The sequence below is a fragment of the Kitasatospora sp. NPDC047058 genome (assembly GCF_040643935.1).
GTDB lineage: Bacteria > Actinomycetota > Actinomycetes > Streptomycetales > Streptomycetaceae > Kitasatospora.
Genome location: NZ_JBEYVJ010000145.1, coordinates 1 through 17,529 on the forward strand (window position 1 = coordinate 1; position 17,529 = coordinate 17,529).

At 73.1% G+C, this 17,529-nt stretch carries 12 protein-coding genes and 2 pseudogenes; 7 read left to right on the plus strand and 7 right to left on the minus strand.

Annotation, left to right across the window (positions count from 1 at the left end; translation table 11 throughout):
- The first annotated feature begins 454 nt into the window (after positions 1–454).
- Both ABZ885_RS21635 and ABZ885_RS21640 read left to right on the plus strand, forming a co-directional pair.
- Positions 455–1,246, plus strand: coding sequence for a hypothetical protein (locus ABZ885_RS21635; RefSeq protein WP_360190906.1), 792 nt, complete (start codon positions 455–457; stop codon positions 1,244–1,246).
- A gap of 38 nt (positions 1,247–1,284) precedes the next feature.
- Entirely contained in the window at positions 1,285–2,334 is a 1,050-nt protein-coding gene (locus ABZ885_RS21640; RefSeq protein ID WP_360190909.1) for an AMP-binding protein, read from the plus strand.
- Between the two features lie 550 nt (positions 2,335–2,884).
- Here the strand turns inward: ABZ885_RS21640 and ABZ885_RS21645 are convergent.
- The 3 genes from ABZ885_RS21645 to ABZ885_RS21655 all read right to left on the minus strand — a co-directional run bounded on the left by ABZ885_RS21645 (position 2,885) and on the right by ABZ885_RS21655 (position 5,334).
- A complete protein-coding gene (locus ABZ885_RS21645) occupies positions 2,885–4,015 on the minus strand; it encodes a trypsin-like serine protease (RefSeq protein ID WP_360190912.1) in 1,131 nt (376 codons plus the stop codon).
- Between the two features lie 224 nt (positions 4,016–4,239).
- Positions 4,240–4,734 carry a hypothetical protein gene (locus ABZ885_RS21650; protein WP_360190915.1) on the minus strand — a complete coding sequence of 165 codons (495 nt, stop codon included), beginning with the start codon at positions 4,732–4,734 and terminating at the stop codon, positions 4,240–4,242.
- Positions 4,735–4,842: 108 nt separating this feature from the next.
- Complete coding sequence (locus ABZ885_RS21655; protein ID WP_360190918.1) at positions 4,843–5,334, minus strand: hypothetical protein; 492 nt, start codon at positions 5,332–5,334, stop codon at positions 4,843–4,845.
- Positions 5,335–5,817: 483 nt separating this feature from the next.
- Here ABZ885_RS21655 and ABZ885_RS21660 point away from each other — a divergent pair, with 483 nt between their 5' ends.
- Together ABZ885_RS21660 and ABZ885_RS21665 are read left to right on the plus strand one after the other, a co-directional pair.
- Complete coding sequence (locus ABZ885_RS21660) at positions 5,818–9,774, plus strand: polymorphic toxin-type HINT domain-containing protein (protein ID WP_360190921.1); 3,957 nt, start codon at positions 5,818–5,820, stop codon at positions 9,772–9,774.
- 8 nt (positions 9,775–9,782) lie between these two features.
- Positions 9,783–10,196: a hypothetical protein gene (locus ABZ885_RS21665; RefSeq protein WP_360190924.1), complete on the plus strand. Its 414-nt coding sequence runs from the start codon at positions 9,783–9,785 to the stop codon at positions 10,194–10,196.
- 98 nt (positions 10,197–10,294) lie between these two features.
- Here the strand turns inward: ABZ885_RS21665 and ABZ885_RS21670 are convergent.
- The 4 genes and pseudogenes from ABZ885_RS21670 to ABZ885_RS21685 form a co-directional block, all read right to left on the minus strand.
- Positions 10,295–11,395 (minus strand): annotated as a pseudogene (locus ABZ885_RS21670) (ATP-binding SpoIIE family protein phosphatase); the annotation flags it as partial.
- 219 nt (positions 11,396–11,614) lie between these two features.
- Positions 11,615–12,172, minus strand: a pseudogene (locus ABZ885_RS21675) (ATP-binding cassette domain-containing protein); the annotation flags it as partial.
- Positions 12,173–12,175: 3 nt separating this feature from the next.
- Entirely contained in the window at positions 12,176–14,305 is a 2,130-nt protein-coding gene (locus ABZ885_RS21680; RefSeq protein WP_360190927.1) for a SpoIIE family protein phosphatase, read from the minus strand.
- A gap of 141 nt (positions 14,306–14,446) precedes the next feature.
- On the minus strand, positions 14,447–15,430 hold the full coding sequence (locus ABZ885_RS21685; RefSeq protein WP_360190930.1) for a helix-turn-helix transcriptional regulator: 984 nt from the start codon (positions 15,428–15,430) through the stop codon (positions 14,447–14,449).
- A 345-nt stretch (positions 15,431–15,775) separates the two neighbouring features.
- Between ABZ885_RS21685 and ABZ885_RS21690 the strand changes: the two genes are divergently transcribed.
- From ABZ885_RS21690 to ABZ885_RS21700, 3 genes are all read left to right on the plus strand, one after another.
- A complete protein-coding gene (locus tag ABZ885_RS21690; RefSeq protein WP_360190933.1) occupies positions 15,776–16,039 on the plus strand; it encodes a hypothetical protein in 264 nt (87 codons plus the stop codon).
- A gap of 208 nt (positions 16,040–16,247) precedes the next feature.
- A complete protein-coding gene (locus ABZ885_RS21695; RefSeq protein WP_360190936.1) occupies positions 16,248–16,499 on the plus strand; it encodes a hypothetical protein in 252 nt (83 codons plus the stop codon).
- Between the two features lie 169 nt (positions 16,500–16,668).
- Positions 16,669–17,529, plus strand: an 861-nt coding sequence (locus tag ABZ885_RS21700) for an AfsR/SARP family transcriptional regulator (protein WP_360190939.1), incomplete at its 3' end; no start/stop codon positions are given.

Here is a 17,529-nt window from a genome sequence, read left to right on the forward strand (position 1 = left end):
GTTGGCGGCTGCGGCGAGCTCTGCCGGCGGGGCGAAACGCCGCTCCTCCTTGAGCAGGTTGGCCAGGCTCTCGTTGCTCAACGCGCACTCCTCATACTGTTCCTGCGGTTCCTTTCCGGCCCTCGCCGGGAGGCGGCCTCCCGGCGCCACCCCTCGATCATCAGGGGCGCCGGACGCCCCCGGGCCCGCATCCGGCTGAACTCTCGGTGCCCGAACTTAAACCTTTCGGTACCGGGCCGACCGGTGCCCGGAGACCGCCCCGGGGCCGTACCACGGGCCGAAACCCCGTCAACCGGGCAAACCCTTCGGTTCCGACCGTCATCCGCCGACGGTCCGTCACTCCTAGCCTGGCCACCGGCGGTGCCCGGACGACGGCGCCCGCCGAGCGGCCGCACCCGTCCCGTACGGGTCCGGCCCCTCTCCCGTCGGGGGACGCCAGGAAGGGGAACATCGGATGGCGCAGCACAGGGCGGCAACGGAACGAACCGAGCGGGTGGTCACGGCCGGGCCCCCGACGAACCGGCCGCTCGCCGCCGTCACGGCCGCCGCCCTCCTGCTGCTCGCCGGGTGCGGCACCGGCACCCCGACGGCGGCCGGCCCCGGCACCGCCACGGACCGGCCGACGGCGGCGGGCACCTCCCCCGGCGGTTCGAAGGCCGCGGAGGACCGCGCGCTCCCGGGCGGCCTCGGCGATCCGGCCACCGCACCGCAGGGCAGCCCGGTGTTCGAGTCCGACGGCCCCCGCAACCCGTCCTACGGGGGCCTCGGAACGCTGACCGCCTGCGACTCCGGGCGGCGGCTGGCCGTCCTGGACGCCCCGCTGTCCGACGTGCCCGACGGCGCCCGGGTCGGCGCCACGGCGCCCACCGGGGCCAACGGCGAGGAGTGGCTCGTGTGGACCGAGCCGGACGGCGGCCTGGTGCTGCAGTCCCTGCTCTCCAGCGGCTCGCCGGTACCCCGGCTGGTCACCGCCGAGCAGTCCGGCGAGGTCGCCGTCCGGGACGAGGCCGCCGCGGACACCGCCGCCGCCCCGGCGCAGCGCTGGCAGCTCACCGACCGCCGGCCGCAGCCGGGCGCCGCCTCGGCGGACGGCTCCGCCACCCCCGACTGTCTGCGGATCAGGACCCAGGACGGCACCGGCTGTCTGCTCGACGACGGTGCCGGGCTGCCCCTGGCGGTCGGCGACTGCTCCTCGCGCGCCGCGTGGTGGAGCCCCCAGGGCCTGCTCACCCCGAGCGGCATCTGACGGCCCGCCCGAGACCGCCCCGACCGATCGGAGCCCGCATGTCACCGGCCAGCACCACCGCCGGCACCCCCACCCGCACCGCCGCCGTCCGCCCGGTGCGGCCGGCCGGCCCGGAGGGCCCGAACGCCGCGGACCACCCGGACGACCCGGTCGTGCTGCACGCCGTCGACTCCACCGGCGCCGGACGGGCCGTCACCCGGCACGAGCTGGCCGAGCAGGTCGAGCGGGCCACCACCGCGCTGGCCCGGCTCGGCGTGCGTCCCGGCGACCGGGTCGCCCTGCAGCTGCCGCTGATCCCCGAAGCCGTGGTCGCACTGCTGGCCTGCACCCGAATCGGTGCCGTCGCCACCACGCTCGCCCCGTGGGCGGCCCGGCACCACGATCCGGCCGACGAGCTCGCCCGGCGCCGCCTCCGGCGCGTCCGCCTGCTGGTGACGACCGACGACCGGGGCCCCGCCGGGAGCGGGGACACCGCACTCGGGTCGCCGCCGGTCCTGGTGGTCCGCACGGGCAGCGGGCCCGCCCGCCGGCCGGAGGACCGGTGGTCGTGGTGGCACCGCGCCCTCGCCGTGCCGTCGCCCCGGCACGGCCTCACCGCCCCCGCACCCGAGGAGCGCGCGGCCGGACTCCGCCTCGGCCTCCGCGGGCCCGCCGACGTCTACTGGTGCGCCGCCGGCCTCGACTGGCTGGTCCGCCACCCCCAGGCCGTGGCCGGACCGCTGGCCCTGGGGGCCGCCCAGGTGATCTGCGAGGACCCCGCCCGCTCCGCCCGCCCCGAGCAGCTCCGGGAGACCCTGCAGACCTACGGCGTCACCGTGCTGCACGCCCGCCCCGACTCCCTGCACGACGTCCTGTGGCAGTCCCGCGCGGGCGGCCCGCACGCCCCGGACCTGCCCGGGCTGCACCTCGTCGCCCCGGTCCCCCACCCGGCCGAGGACCCGGCCCCCGACCACTGGTACTGGCAGCGGGAACCCCTCCCCGCCCCGGCCTGGCACCTGCGGCACGGCCCCAGCCCCTGGTCGCTCCCGCCCGCGGTCACCCCCACCGGCTCCTGCCCGGAGCGCTCCGGCATGGCCGCACGGCCGTGAGCAGCGGGTCCGGGCGGTCCGGACGGCGGCAGGCCGGCTCCTGAAGCTGCTGACGGCTGGTCACCGCCGGAAGGCCCCGGACCCGGTCACGGGGAACCGGGACCGGGGCCTTCCGGACGGTGGGTCAGCAGTTGGGCAGCGACCGGACGTCCGACCAGTTGACCTCGCCCTTGGCGACGGCCCCGAAGTGCGTGACCTCGCCGTTCAGGCCGTAGAGATACGTCGTCACGTTCCCCGTCCGGTTGCACGATCCGGTAGATGTCGGTCTCGTAGCGGTAGTACTGGGTCGGGACCTACGGCAACACGGCCGCGACCAGCGCTGGTGCGGCCGGGGCGGCCTGGGCGGTGCAATTGGTCCAGGCCCTCGCAGACGTCGCCGAGGATGGCCGGGCCGCCGGGCGGGACCGGGGCGGCGGCGAGCAGGTCGTCCAGCGAGCCTTCCGCAGCCTCCAGAACGAGCGGCGGCGGCGTCGGCCCGTCCCGGGGCGCGGTCCACGCACGGCCGTCGGATCATCCGACGGCCGTCGCGGGGCCGGTCCTCAGCGCGTGCTCACTGCAGGTCGAAGGCGTTCCAGTCCCAGCTGTTTGCGGGCACGGACTTCGGGGAGGCCTTGAACTCGCCGATGTGGCCGTTGGTGTCCGCCAGGCCGGTGTAGAAGCCGATACGGCTGTCGCTGTAGCGGTAGAGCATGGCGAGGTCGGTGCGGTGGTCGCCGTTGAAGTCGCCGGCGACCAGCTTCATGGAGCCGCGGTCCCAGTTGCCCGAGGCCGGCACCACATACCCGGCCGTGAAGTCGCCGAGCGCGCCATCGGTGTCGGCGAGCGAGGTGTAGAACCCGATCGAGCCGTCCGCCTGGTAATACGACATCAGCACGTCGGCGCGGCCGTCCCCGTTGGCGTCACCGGGCACGCCCGCGCGCTGCGTGACGCTCGTCGCCCAGGCGGCGATGTCGTCGACGCGGGTGCTGGAGGCGTTGGTGCGGCTCTCGGTGCTGCCGAAGCAGCCGCCCTGCCAGGAGCGGGAGGCGACGGCGACCAGCTCCGCCTTGCCATTGACCTCGCGGATGGTGGGGGCGCCGGTGTCGCCCTTGCAGATCGAGGCGCCGTTCACACCGGTGGTGCCGATCGAGGTGGCCTTGACCGCGTCCAGCGTGAAGGAGCCGGTGTGGAGCTTCAGCGGCGCCCACTCGTCCTTGGTCCGCCCGTAGCCCGGAACGCGCAGGCTCTCCCCGGTGGCCGGCGCGTTGGTGGCGAGGGTGAGCGGAGTGATGCCGTCGACCGGCGTGGCCAGGCGGGCCAAGACGAGGTCGCGGTCGGCGCGCGGCACGAGCTCGACGATGTCGGCGGTCTTGCCGGCGGTGGTGGTGAGGTCGGTGCGACCGATGGTGGCGGTGGTCTTCCACTTCGGCGCGCCGGCGGCCAGGGCCTGCGGCTGGGCGGGATCGTCGGCGAAGCAGGACGCGGCGGTGATGACCCAGTTCCGGTCGATCAGGGCGCCGGTGCAGGCGCGGACGTTGTCGCCGATGGTCAGCTTCGCGGTGGAGGCGTAGGCGCCGTCGGAGGCCGGGTCACCGACAACGGCACCGGCCGGCGTGGCCGCGAAGGTGGACAGCGCACCGGCCGCCGCGGCAGCGGCCAGGACACCGGCGCGCCATGTCTTCGGCGTCGTCAAGCGAGGCATCTTCGATTCCTGTCAGTAGAGGGCCGTAGGCCCGGGTTCATTCAGTGGGGCATACACGCGACGAGGCCGGGCCGAGACCCGGCACGCTTGCGGCGGAGCGTCAATGTCGTTGACCGTCCTCGAAGATCGGCTCGCCCCATGAAGCCGCGGGTGCTCGGGGCTGGGGAGTGACGGCGCCGACGGCCGCTCCCCGCGGACCTCGAGGGGGGTGTGGGTGTTCCGGGTCAGCCGGTGACGCGCAGGTCGACGAGGGTGGTAGCGGCCTGGCCGAGGCCTTCGCCGACGGGCTGGAAGCCGTTCTTGTCGACGTCGAGGGCCTGGGTGGCGCCGGAGGCGGTGACGCTGGCGTGCAGGGCGCGGTCAGCGGTCTGGACGGCGAAGACGTCCGGCAGTTCCAGGGTGAGCTGGCCGGTCGTGGTGGTGGCGGTGAAGCAGACCTTGTTGTCGGGGTTGCCCGGGGCACGGGTCCAGACCTGGATCTGCGAGGGCTTGGCGCAGTCGGCGAGCAGGATGTGTCCGTCGCCGCGGATCAGCTTGACCTTGCTGATCGTCTCGGCGCCGGGGTAGGCGAAGTCCTCGACGGCCGGCGGCGGCGTGTCGGCGCCGACGGGCAGTGGTGGCGACGTGGTGTCGGCGGCGGCGTAGGCGCTCAGGCCGAACACGGCGGCGGCGGTGGTGACGGCGACGACCGCCGTCCAACCGCGGACGCGGTGTTTCATGGGAGTCCCCCTGTATCGGGCGTGCTCTGGGGCAGGTGTCGGACGGCGGGCGGTGGCCGCTCAGGTGGCGGTGGTCGATCAGCTGCCCGGCGGCCGGGTGGCCGTGGGTCAGCCGGTGATGCGCAGCTCGACGAGCATGGTGGGCTTCTGGCCGAGGGCCTCTCCTACGGAGACGCCGTCGCCCTTGGCGACGTCGACGGTCTGGGCGATGCCGTCGGCGGTCAGGTTGGCGCGCACCGAGCGCTCGTTGCTGGTCTGGATCGAGAAGGTCTTCGGGAGTTCCAGGGCGAGGTAGCCGGTGGAGCCGGTGACCTTGAAGCAGACGCCCGGGCCGCCACTGGGGCTCGGGACGGCGCGGCTCCAGATCTGGATCTGAGTGGCGGTGTTGCAGTCGGCCAGGACGATGTGGCCGTCACCGCGGATCAGCTTCAGCGCCGGGAACGGGGAGGTGCCCGGGTAGGCGAAGTCCTCCACCGCCGGCGGCGGCGTGTCGGTGTCCCCGCCCGGCGCGGTGTCCGCGACGGCGAGCGCGGTGGCGCCGAACGTGGTGGCGGCCGCCAGGGTTCCTGCGATCAGCCAGCGGGCAATGCCGTTCTTCATCTCGATTTCCCTTCAGGGGAGTTGACATCTCCATAAGGGGATCGATACCGACCGCGCCGGATCAGTCCGAGTACGGACTCGACACGCACGAGATGGATGGAATGGTGACTGTGGCCCACCATTTTCGGCCCCCCGATGGCCTTGGCGGTTCGCAGTCTAGGGCATGACTGAATGTCACTCTTCCTACAGCATCAGGTCGGTGAGCGCACAGGTCACACGGGACGGCAGGCAATTTGACGTGATGTCAGGTTGATGCCCTTTGTCTGGTTTTTGCCAACACTTCGGGTAAGTCTGATCTCAACGCCCGGGATTGATGGTCCGTCATCTCATTTTCTGGCGGTCATTCAGATGCGGATATGCTCCCGCCTGAACCGAAGTCTCGGCTATGTGAACGTGGAGGGGGCCCTGGTGGGTGGAATGATTGTCCGGTCCAGGTGGCGAAGGCGGGGTGGGCAGCCCATTTCCGCGAGGATCGGACTGCGCGTGCTGCCGCTGGCGCTCGCGGCCGGTATGTTGGGGTCGGCGCCGGCCCTCGCTGTGGAGCCGACGGACGAGGTGATCCCCGCCGTACCGACCGATCGCGGCCGCGTGGTCGCCTTCTGGCAGGCGGGTGGGCCGGCGGTCAAGGCCGCGTCCGAGGCGGCGTTGACCGGCTCCGATGCCGATGTGCGCAAGTTCCTGGACAGCGAGCGGCTGCTCGCCCAGGTGCAGGACGACCAGGTCAGTGCCGCGCAGATCCTCGGCCTCGGTGGGGCGGGTGTGCGGGAGGCGGCCCGCAAGGCGCTCTCCGGTACCCCGGAGGAGCTGCGCGCGTTCCTGGACGGCGGCTACCAGGACCAGCTGAAGATGGATCAGCAGGTGAAGGTGGCCTCGCTGATGAACGGCGCCGGCCCGGGCGTGCAGGCGGCCGCGAAGGCCGCGCTCAACGGCACCCCGGACGCTGTCCAGGCGTTCCTGAACGACGGTCAGTACACCGCGCGCGACACCGACGACCGGGTGAAACTGGTCCAGATCCTCGCCATGGGTGGTCCGAACACCCAGGCCGCGGCACGGCTGGCGCTCAACGGGTCGATCGATGACGTGCGTGAGTTCCTCGAGGTCGGCCAGCACGTGGCCAAGGCCCGCGACGTGGAGCGCACCAGCGTCGAGCAGCTGACCCAGCAGGCGAAGGAAGCCTCCGCGCAGTCCGTGCGCGAGTCGGAGGACGCCAAGGAGTCGGCGGCCCAGGCGATCACGGCCTCGCAGCTGGCGAAGGAAGCCGCCGCGAAGGCGATGGCGGAGACTGAGGCCGCTCGCAACGACACCGTCGCCGCGTCTGCCGCGGCAGGACGCGCGGCGGATGCGGCCACCCGGGCGGCCGATGCGGCGCAGACGGCGGTGAAGGCCGCCCGCTCCGCGACCAACTCGGCCCGTACCGCGGCCAGCGCCGCCACGCAGGCCGCCTACGCGGCCGCAGGAGCCGCTAACGCCGCCACGGCCGCCCGCAACGCGGCGGCGGGAGCCGCCTCGGATCGCGCCAAGGCCGATGCCGCGACCACTGCCGCCACCGCGGCCGACGCGGCCGCGAAGGCCGCGGACGCCGCGTCGGGATCGCTCACCCAGGCCACCGCCGCCGCCACTGCCAGCGCGGAGGTCGCCGAGTCGGCGCTGAGTGCCAGCGGCAACGCGATGGCCGCCGCTACCGCGGCCAACCAGGCCGGCGGCTACGCCGGCGTGGCCGGCGCCCAGTCGGCGCGGGCCACGGCCGCCGCCGCCTCGACCCAGCGTCAGGCCCAGGAGGCTTCCCGGGCCGCAACCGCCGCCAAGTCCCTGGCCGGTGAGGCCGCGAAGGCCGCCGCCCAGTCCAAGGCCCTCGCGGACTCCGCCGCCACGCACGCCCGCAACGCGGCCGCCGCGGCGCGTGACGCCGCTCAGCACGCCGGCGAGGCCGCCCAGGCCGCCGACCGGGCCAAGTCCCACGCCGAGGCCGCGGTCGCCGCCGCGCAGACCGCCAAGGACTCCGTCGACGAGGCCAACCGGGTCCACGACCTTGCCCAGCGGGCCGAGGCCGAGGACCTCACCTCGCGCACGGCCGGCGACGTCGAGCGGGCCAAGGCCGCCAAGGCGGCCTACGACGACAAGCAGGCCTCGATCGGCGAAGCCGTCCAGCAGCTGCGCCGCACCAAGGACGAGGCGGACCGACTCGCCACCGCCCTGGCCCAGCCGAACCCGGACACCGCGACCATCGCCACCGACGGGCGCAAGCTCGCCGTCATGTCGATGAAGATCGCCGGCCCGTGGGAGGGCACCGCTGCCCGTGCCGCGCTCTCCGGCACCGACCAGGCCGTCCTCGACTTCGTCCGTACCGGTCGCCGCGCGGCCATCGAGATGGACAACCGGGAGCGGGTCCAGAACCTCGCCACCACCTCGGAACTGCCGGCGGTGCGCACCGCGGCCGCGCAGGCTCTGCAGGGTGACAACAACGCGGTCACCGCGTTTCTGACGACCGGCCAGTACCACTCGGCCACCGCCGACTTCCAGGTCAGCGTCGCCCAGGTCATCAGCACCGGCGGAGCCGGAGTCAAGGCCGCCGGCCGCGCCGCACTCAACGGCAGCGTCGACTCCCTGCGCGACTTCCTCACCAACGGCCGCTACCTGGCCCAGCTCTCCGACGACCAGGTCACCGCGGCCTCGCTGCGCAACTCGGGCGGCCCGGAGGTCAAGGCCGCGGCGCAGATCGCCCTCGAGGGCCCCCCGGAGGTGCTCCGGGCCTTCGTCGAGACCGGGCAGTACACCGCCGCGCGCAAGGACGCGCTCGCGGCGACCCACCAGGCCGAGATCCAGCGGATGATCTCCGAGGCATCGGCGGTCACCGCCTACGCCCAGCAGAGCGCCGCCGAGGCCGTCCAGGCCGCGGCGATCGCCCGCAGCGCCTCCGACGAGGCCAACGCCGCCTCCGCGCAGGCCAAGGACGCCGCGAACAAGGCCGCCGGCTACGCCGCCGAGGCCAAAGCCAAGGCCGACGCCGCGGCCGTCAGTGCGAAGAACGCCGCCGAATCGGCGAAGACGGCTGCTTCCGCCGAGGCCTCGGCCCGGCACTCCGCCGCCTCCGCCGCCTACTCGGCTCAGCAGGCCCGGAGCTCGGCCGCCAGCGCAAGCTGGTCCGCCCAGTACGCCTACGCCGCCGCCGCGCAGGCGAAGGCCGACGCCGAGGCAGCCGGCCAGGACACGGTGGTCGCAGCCCAGGCCGCGCAGAACGCCATGGAGGCGTACAAGACCAAGTACGCCACGGAACAGGAGGCCGCCCGCAAGGCCGCCGAGCAGGCCGCCAACGACGCCCAGGCCAAGCAGCAGGCCGAGCAGGACAAGAAGTCGGCGACCGACACGATCGAGGCAGAGCTCCGCAAGGAAGCCGCCCAGCACAAGTCGGGCTGGCTGGACACCGTCCTGAACGTCACCCACGGAGCCCTCGACCTCATCGGCGGCGTCGGAGGCATGTTCCTGCCGGGCATCGCCGACATCGCCGACCTGGTCAACTGCGGCATCTACGCCCTGCAGAAGGACGTCGAGAACGCGATCCTCTCCTGCGTCGGCGCCATCCCGCTCGCCGGTGACGCCGCAGCCGTGGCCAAACTCGCCAAGTGGGCCGAGAAGGTCCCCGGGGGCAAGAAGGTCATGGAGTTCCTGGAGAAGCTCTTCTCCAAGGTCCCCGGCACCTGCCCCATCGGGAAGAACAGTTTCCCGGCCGGCACCCGCGTCCTGATGGCCGACGGGTCGACCAAGCCCATCGAGCAGGTCCGTGTCGGTGACCAGGTCCTGGCCAGCGACCCGGGTACCGGCCAGACCGGTGCCCGCTCCGTCGATGCGACGATCTACACACCCGACGACCGCGACTTCACCGATCTGGCGGTGCGGTCGAACACGGCGGATGCCACGCTGACGGCGACGGACCACCACCCCTTCTGGTCCGCCAACCGTCAGACCTGGGTCGACGCCGCCGACCTCCGGATCGGCGATGAGTTGCGCACCGCCGCCGGCGCGACCGCGACGATCTCGGACGTCCGGCACGCGGCCATCCTGCAGCCCGCCTACAACCTGACGGTCCGTGACCTCCACACGTACTACGTGCTCGCCGGCCCCACGCCGGTCCTCGTGCACAATTCGAGCGGCGGTTCGTGCCCGAGGTTCGTCGTCGACTCGAGTGGTGTCGCCACCGATCTCAAGCCGCTCGGACGAGGTTCCACCGGCCGCACCGTGCCGAATAGCCTCGAAGAGAAGCTGGCCATGGAGCAGGCGATGTCGAATCCTGGAGCCGGTAGGCAGATCAACGTCCCCATGACCGACCCGCGCTGGCACCTGTCGGAGGGCTGGGTTAAAATGTCGCAGAATATCAATGGGGTTGAGGTCCACTACGTGCGGAATACCCGCACTGGGCAGGTGGATGACTACAAGTTCAAGTAAGGGATACCGTGATCGTAGATTGCGTTGCCAATTCCGGCGCGGATCTCGGCCCGTATCGTCGCGGTCTCTTCTATACGGAAGAGACGAGGTTTGATCTCACTGTCGGGAAGTCATACGAAGTCTATGCGATGGCGCTCATCAGCGGTTCGCTGACGGTGCTCGTGGCAGACGAGTACGACAAGCCGGCCTGGCTCCCGATCGAACTCTTCGAGGTCCGCGACCCGCGCGTTCCCGATCACTGGGAGTTCGCCAAGGGCGAGGTCGGACCGAATGCTCCGGCTCCTGGAGAGTTGATTTGCCAGGCGCGTTGGGGTTATGGCGAGGTTGTGCGTTCGGAGATCCATTACTACGGACTCGAAGAGCGTGATCCCGAAGCCCTTCGAATCTTCCACGAAGAGCGCTCAAGAGGATCCCGCGACTAGTCGCTTCGATATGGTCCTTGATCCAATATGGCGCCCCATCTGATGGTTCAGGTGGGGCGCCATATTTGCACCAGGCCCGCCGGGGTTGAACGAAAAGCTCAGAGCGACTGCTCCGCCCAGATGATCTTGCAGGCCGGGGTGTAGCGGGTGCCCCAGCGCTCGGCGAGCTGGGCGACGAGGAAGAGGCCGCGTCCGCCCTCGTCGGTGTCCGCGGCGTAGCGCAGGTGCGGGGAGGTGCTGCTGGTGTCCGAGACCTCGCAGATCAGCGTGCGGTCCAGGATGAGACGGACCCAGATCGGCCCGCTGCCGTAGCGGATCGCGTTGGTGACCAGCTCGCTGAGGATCAGCTCCGTGGTGAACACCTGCTCCTCCAGCCCCCACTCGACCAGCGTCCGGACGGCCGAGGCCCGGACGCCGGCCACGGCGGCCGGATCCGGCGGGACGTCCCACCGGGCGATCCGGTCGGCCGGCAGCGCCCGGGTGCGCGCCACGAGCAGGACGGCGTCGTCCGTCGAACTCGCGGGCAGCAGTGCGTCGAGCACCGCGTCGCAGGTCTTCTCGGGCGACCGGTCGGCGTTTGCCAGCGCGTTGCGCAGCAGCCCGAGGCCGCAGTCGATGTCCCGGCGGCGGTCCTCGACGAGGCCGTTGGTGTACAGCACCAGCCGGCCGCCCTCGGGCACCTGCAGCCGCGCGGTCTCGAACGGCAGCCCGCCCACGCCGAGCGGCGGCCCGGCCGGCAGGTCGAGGTACTCCACCGTGCCGTCGGGCGCGATCAGCGCGGGCGGGAGGTGGCCGGCCCGGGCCAGCTCGCAGCTCCGCGACACCGGGTCGTAGACCGCGTACAGGCAGGTGGCTCCGGTGATCCCGGGGCCGTCCCGCGCGGTGGCGTCGTCCTTGTCGATCCGGTTGACCAGTTCGTCGAGGTGCGCGAGGAGGTCGTCGGGCGGCAGGTCCAGCACGGAGAAGTTGTGCACGGCCGTCCGGAGGCGGCCCATGGTGGCGGCCGCCTGCACCCCGTGCCCGACGATGTCCCCCACGACCAGCGCGACGCGGGTGCCGGACAGCGGGATGACGTCGAACCAGTCGCCGCCGACGCCCGACCGCGCGGGCAGGTAGCGGTAGGCGACGTCGAGGGCGCTCTGCTCGGGCAGCCCCCGGGGCAGCAGGCTGTGCTGGAGGGTCACGGCCATGCTGTGGTCGCCGGTGACCGCCGAGCTGATCTGCTCCTGGGTGGCGTACTTGGTGTCGAAGACGCCGGTGTTACGGCCGAGGCGCAGCGCCGCCACCCGGTCGGCGACCGTCCGGACGCTCTCCGGGTCGTGGCTGACCACCAGCACCCCGAGCCGCTGGGCCCGCAGGCGCTCGACCAGCTCCAGGACCAGGACGGTCTCCCCCACCCCGAGGGCGGCCGTGGGCTCATCCAGGATCACGATCCGGGGGTCGCCGATCATCGCCCGCGCGATGGCGACGGACTGCCGCTGGCCGCCGGAGAGCGAGCCGACCGGGACGCGCAGGCTGGGGATCCGGACGGACAGGGAGCTCAGCAGCCGGTGGCAGCGCCGCTCCATCTCGACCTCCTTGAGGATGCCGAACCTGCGCAGCTCGCGGCCGAGGAAGACGTTGGCGACGGTGTCGAGGTTGTCGCACAGCGAGAGGTCCTGGTGGACGGTGGCGATGCCCAGGTTCTGGGCGTCGAGCGGCCTGCGCAGGTCGACGGCCCGGCCCTCCCACTCGATCACCCCGGTGTCCGGCGGGGCCACCCCGGACAGGACCTTGACGAGGGTGGACTTGCCCGCACCGTTGTCCCCGACCAGGGCGACGACCTCCCCGTCGTTGATGTCGAGGCCGACATCGCTCAGCGCCTGGACGGCGCCGAACCGCTTGGAGACGCCGCGTACGGCCAGCAGGGGGGTGCGTGCCACGGAATCGGTCTCCTTCCCGTCACGGTTCGTCGTCGCGTCCCGGTCCACGGCCACGGTTCACGGTTCGCGGGGGACGGACCGGACCAGTAGCAGCGCGACGTCGTCGGTGCGGTGCTCCGCGTGTCCGGCCCGCCCGATGAGCGCGTCCGCCAGCCGGTCGAGCGGTTCGCCGCCGTGGCGGGCGAGCGTGGCGGTGAGGTCGGCCAGTGCCCGGCCGAGGTCGGCGCCGGGCGTCTCGATGAGGCCGTCGGTGTACAGGACCAGGGTGGTGCCGACCGGCAGGTCGATCCGGATGGCCGGGTACTCGGCGTCGGGATCGACGTTCAGCACCAGGCCGACGATGGGCTCCACCGCCTTCGCCCGGCCGTCCTGCCCGTACAGCAGGGGCACTGGGTGGCCGGCGGTGGCCAGCCGGGCCTCGCGCCGGACGAGGTCGACGCAGAGGTAGGTGCAGCTGGCCAGCAGGGCCGTGTCGAGGTCGGCCAGCAGGCGGTTGGTGCGGGCGAGCACGGTGCTCGGGTCGGCGTCCGCCGCGGCGAAGGCGCGGACGGCGGTGCGGACCTGGCCCATCAGCGCGGCGGCGTTGACGTTGTGGCCCTGGACGTCGCCGATGACGATGGCCACGGTGTCCGGCCCGACGCGGATCAGGTCGTAGAAGTCTCCTCCGACGTCCATGCCCTCGGTGCACGGAAGGTAGCGGGCGCTGATCTCCAGGCTCGGGACCGCGGGCAGCGCATGGGGCAGCAGGCTCTCCTGGAGGCCGTGGGCGAGGACGAGTTTGGTGTCGTACAGCCGGGCGCGGTCCAGGGCCTGGGCGATCAGGCCGCCGAGTGAGGTGAGGACGGCGCGCTCCTCCACGTCGAAGGGGTGCGGCTCGGCGAAGGCCAGCACGCAGGTGCCGATCAGCCGGCGTGAGGTGACCAGCGGCAGGTAGGCCCAGGCCGCCATCCCGTCCTGGGTCTCGTGGCGCTCCGGGTACAGCCGTTCCAGTTCCGCACGGGTCTCGAAGAACGCCGGCACGGGATTGGTCGACGCCTGGACGCCGGGCGTGGACTCCGTGAGCGCGGTGCCGTCGAACTGGTCGACCAGGCCCGGCGGGTAGCCGCGGTGGCCCGCGATCCGCAGCCGGCCTCCCTCGGCCATCAGGACCGCGACGGCCTGGCCGCCGAAGGCCGGCAGGATCTGCTCGGACACCATGGTGACCACGTCCTGCACGGTGATGGCCTCGGTCAGCGCGCTCGCGAGGTGGAGGAGGTGGTACAGCGCTCCGGGCCGCGTGTGCACGGCCCGCTCGGCCGGCGTTCCGGTCAGCTCGCCGTCGGCGGCGGAGATCCGCACCGTGACGCCGGACGCGTCCGGGAAGAGCTGGAACGACAGCCACCGGTCCGGCGGCCGCAGTGCGACGAAGGCGGTCGGGTGCCCGCTCATCAGCGCCGCCCGGTAGTGGTACTCGTACACCGGATCGCGCAGCCAGGGCAGGGCGGCCCACGGCCGGGCGCCCAGCAGGCGCTCCGCCGGCTCGCCGAGCAGCTCGGCGGCGGCCGGCGTGACCTCGGCCAGCCTGCCGTCCAGGTCGATGTCGCAGACGCCCTCCGGCAGGCGGGCGGCCATCGCGGTGGGCGGGGCGGCGGAGGCGTCCTCCGCCACCCCGGGGCGCGGGCCGGCCCGGATCGGGCGGCCCGCCCGGACCGCCTCCGCCAGCACCCCGGCCAGGCGCCGGGCGAGCGCTTCGAGCCCGTCGCGTTCCCCGGTCGACAGATCGCGGGGGTGGTCGGCGGGCCAGAGCAGGAAGATCACCCCGTACGTCCTCTCCCCCTCGACGAGCGGAACGGCCGAGAGGCAGAACGCGTACGGCATGGCGACCGCGACCCGCGGGTACCGGCGCGCCATCTCCTCCGCGCCGCCCACCCAGACGACCCGGCCGCTGCGGGCCGCCTCGACCACCGGGATCGGCGCGGTCATGCTGATGCGCTGCCACGGCCTGGTGAACTGGCGGGCGGCCCCGAGGGTCATGACCAGTTCGAGCAGCTCCCGGTCGTCCGACAGCAGGTAGAGCCCGCCCATGTACGCGTCGAACAGCTCCGGCACCGACCGCAGGATCCGCGCCAGCACCTCGGGGCCGCGCCCCGCGCTCGCCTCGACGGCCTCCTGGCCGGGCCGCGACGACGCATGCCATGACATGCTCATCGCAACACCTCATCCGAGCCGGCGGGACACCTGCACCCTTCGTTCCATACTGGCCCGATCGGGCACCGAACGCCCTTCGCCCGGGCACCCGGCGCAGCCGCCGGCCACCAGCCGCCCGCCACGGCCCCGGCGGGCGGGGGGTCAGAGCAGGCCGCGCTCGGTGACGCGCTGGCCGAGCTGGAAGCGGCTCTGGGCATCGAACTGCTCCATCAGGTCGGTGATCATCCGGCGCTCGGTGCGCAGGGAGACGCCGAGGCGGCGGGCGGCGGCCTCGTCGGTGAGGCCGGCGGAGAGCAGGCGGAGCAGTTCGCGCTGCTGCGGGGTGATCTCGCCGGCCGGGACGGCGGGGGCGGAACCGAGCACCTCGGCCTGCTCCCAGATCTGGTCGAAGAGCGCGCACAGGCCGGCGACGGCGCCGAGTTCACGGATCACGGCGACGCCCCTGGTCAGGTCGTCGGGATCGAGGGGGACCATCGCGACCTCGCGGTCCACGATCTGCATCCGCATCGGCAGGACGCTGGTGGTGCGGGTCTCGCCGCCCTGCGCGGCCAGCCAGTTGGCGTGCTCGACACTGCCGGGGTCGTTGCGGATGCTGCCCAGGTAGACGGTCTTCACCTTGACCCCGCGGTCCAGCAGCGCCTGCGTGATCGGGCGGCTGGCCTCGCGGTTCTCCGCGGTCTGCTTGCCCCCGGGGGCGAAGGCCATGGTCTCGCGGCAGGCCTGGGCGCCCAGCTCCTCCAGGCGGGCCCGGATCTCGTCCAGGCCCGTCAGGTGCTCGATGCCGCCGGCGCCCTCCTCCGGCCGCAGCATGGAGTACTCGGCGACCAGCCCGGCGATCGCGGCCCGGCTGGACTCGACCTCGTGCTGCCTGCGCGCGATCTCGGCCTGCCGGCGGGCGAGGAGCGCCTCGAAGGCCACTTTGGGGCTGACCGTGCGCATCGCACCGCCGCCCTCCCAGGACGGGCGGATCAGCTCCTGGTCGGCCAGCTCGTCCATGGCCGCACGGACGGCCGCCCCGTCCCAGGCGAGCGACTCGGCGATCCGGGCCACGCCCCAGTCGGGCTGACTCAGCATGAGGCGGTAGACGGCCTCGGCCTGGTGCGTGAGTCCCAGCGTGGTCAGCATTCGGTCGGCTCCCTGGCGGTAAAGCGAGCTGCGCCGCAACCAGCATTCGGTTCGCGCACGTACGGTGCTGGACGCAGAGCCCTCTCATCTGCATCTGGGCAGGTCCAGGTCAGAAAATACCACCCTCCCGGAGACGCCAGACACCCGCCGATCAGCGGTGATCCACACCGCTCGCGGAGAGGGGGGAACGGACGGGAAACGGATCGCGACCGGACCGCGACCGACGGCCGCACAACGGGATTCATCGCAGGAAACCGGACGCCCGGGCTGGCGCAGGCATGCCATGGCAAGAACGTGCCGACGCGAGCCCGCACATCGGCGCCCCGCTTCCACCATCGTGGCTGGGTGCATGTCGTCCACTTCACCATGACCCGCCCGCGCGACGCCCCGGTTCCGGCCGCCGGGACGGTGACCGCCGCATTGCGCACCGCCGCCCGACTCCACGACGGCCCGGAACACGTCCGCGTGCACGGCTCGCGCGCCGGCGCGCGGGGCGTGATGTTCGTGCTCGCACCGAACCCGGACACCGCCCGCGCCCTGTGCCTGGCGGTCTGCGTCCAGGCCATCGCCGGAACCCCCGAGCTGACCGGATGGTTCGTCCACACATGACCGCCCGGTCACCCCTGGCACAGTCCGGCCGCAGCCACTGACACAGATATGCCAGCGACAACTTGTGTCACCCGGGAGCAGGGACAACCGGCTTGCGGGCGGGGCAGAATCGAACTCGTCGAAGCGCGGCGAGCAGCACCACGGACCGCCGCCCGGCCGATCACCCACACCACGCCACCGGGCATCCCCTTGCCCGAAAGGAGCCACCATGTCCGCCAAGAAGTTCCGTCTCGTCTCCGCCGTCGCCGCCGCCACCGTGGTCCTGGGCGCCGCCGCCGGGCTCACCGCCGCCGGCACCGGGAGCAGCGCGCCGGACCGTGGCACCGTCACCCTCGCCGACCAGGGCCCGGCCACCTCGACCGGCAGCACCACCAACACCGCCACCGACACCGCCAACACCACCGGCACGAACGACCAGCACCACAACTCGCACATCAACGACATGGGCTGGCAGTGGTGAAGCGGCGCCGGCCCCGCCCGGCGCCACCGTCCGGCCCGCCCGGACCCGCGCCGCCCCGGACCCGACCGGCCCTGACCGGTCCCGCCCCGGGCCGGCCCTGACCCCGCACCAGCTCCCCACAACTGCGTCCGAGCCACCACGCGACGGCCCCGGCTCGGCGGAGGCAGCCATGACCACTCCTCTCCTTCCGCCCACCCACCCGGCCGGCCTCAGCTTCGAACTGCTGGGTGAGGTCCGGGGCTGGCGGGACGGCATCGAACTCCCGCTCGGAGCGCCCCGCCAGCGCGCCCTGCTCGCCGTCCTGCTGCTGCGCGCCGGCTCACCCGTCGGCCGCGACCACCTGATCGACGGGATCTGGGGCGACGCCACCGTGGCGGACGGCGCCAACCTGGTGCAGGCCTACGTCTCCAAGCTGCGCAGGCTCTTCGAACCCGACCGGGCACCGCGCACCACCGGCGGCGTGCTCACCCGGATCGGCGCCTCTTACCGGCTCTCGGTCGGCCCCCTGCAGTGCGACCTCGGCCGCTTCGAGCAGTCGGTGGCCGAAGCCCGGGCGCTGCGCTCGGCCGGGCAGCCCGAAGCCGCCGAACGGACCCTGGCCGCCGCCCTCGACTCCTGGGCCGGCCCCGCACTCACCGGCGTCAGCGGCCCGCTGCTCGACGTCGAACGCGCCCGGCTCGCGGAACTGCGGCTGGCGGTGGTCGAGGAGCACGCCGAACTCGCGCTCCAACTCGGCGGCCACGCCTGGCTGGTGCCCCACCTGCTCGTGCTCACCACCGAGCACCCCTACCGCGAGCGGCTCTGGGCGCTGCTCATGGTCGCGCTCTACCGGGGCAGCCGGCAGGCCGACGCGCTGGCCGCGTACCAGCGGGCCCGGCACACCCTGGCGGAGAACCTCGGCCTGCTGCCGGGACCCGAACTGCGCGGGATCGAGGAGGCCATCCTCGCCGGGCGCCCCGACCCGCTGGCGTCGGCCCACCCCGCCGACCCGCTCGTCCTCGCCCGCCCCGCCCCGGCCGGACCGGCCGGC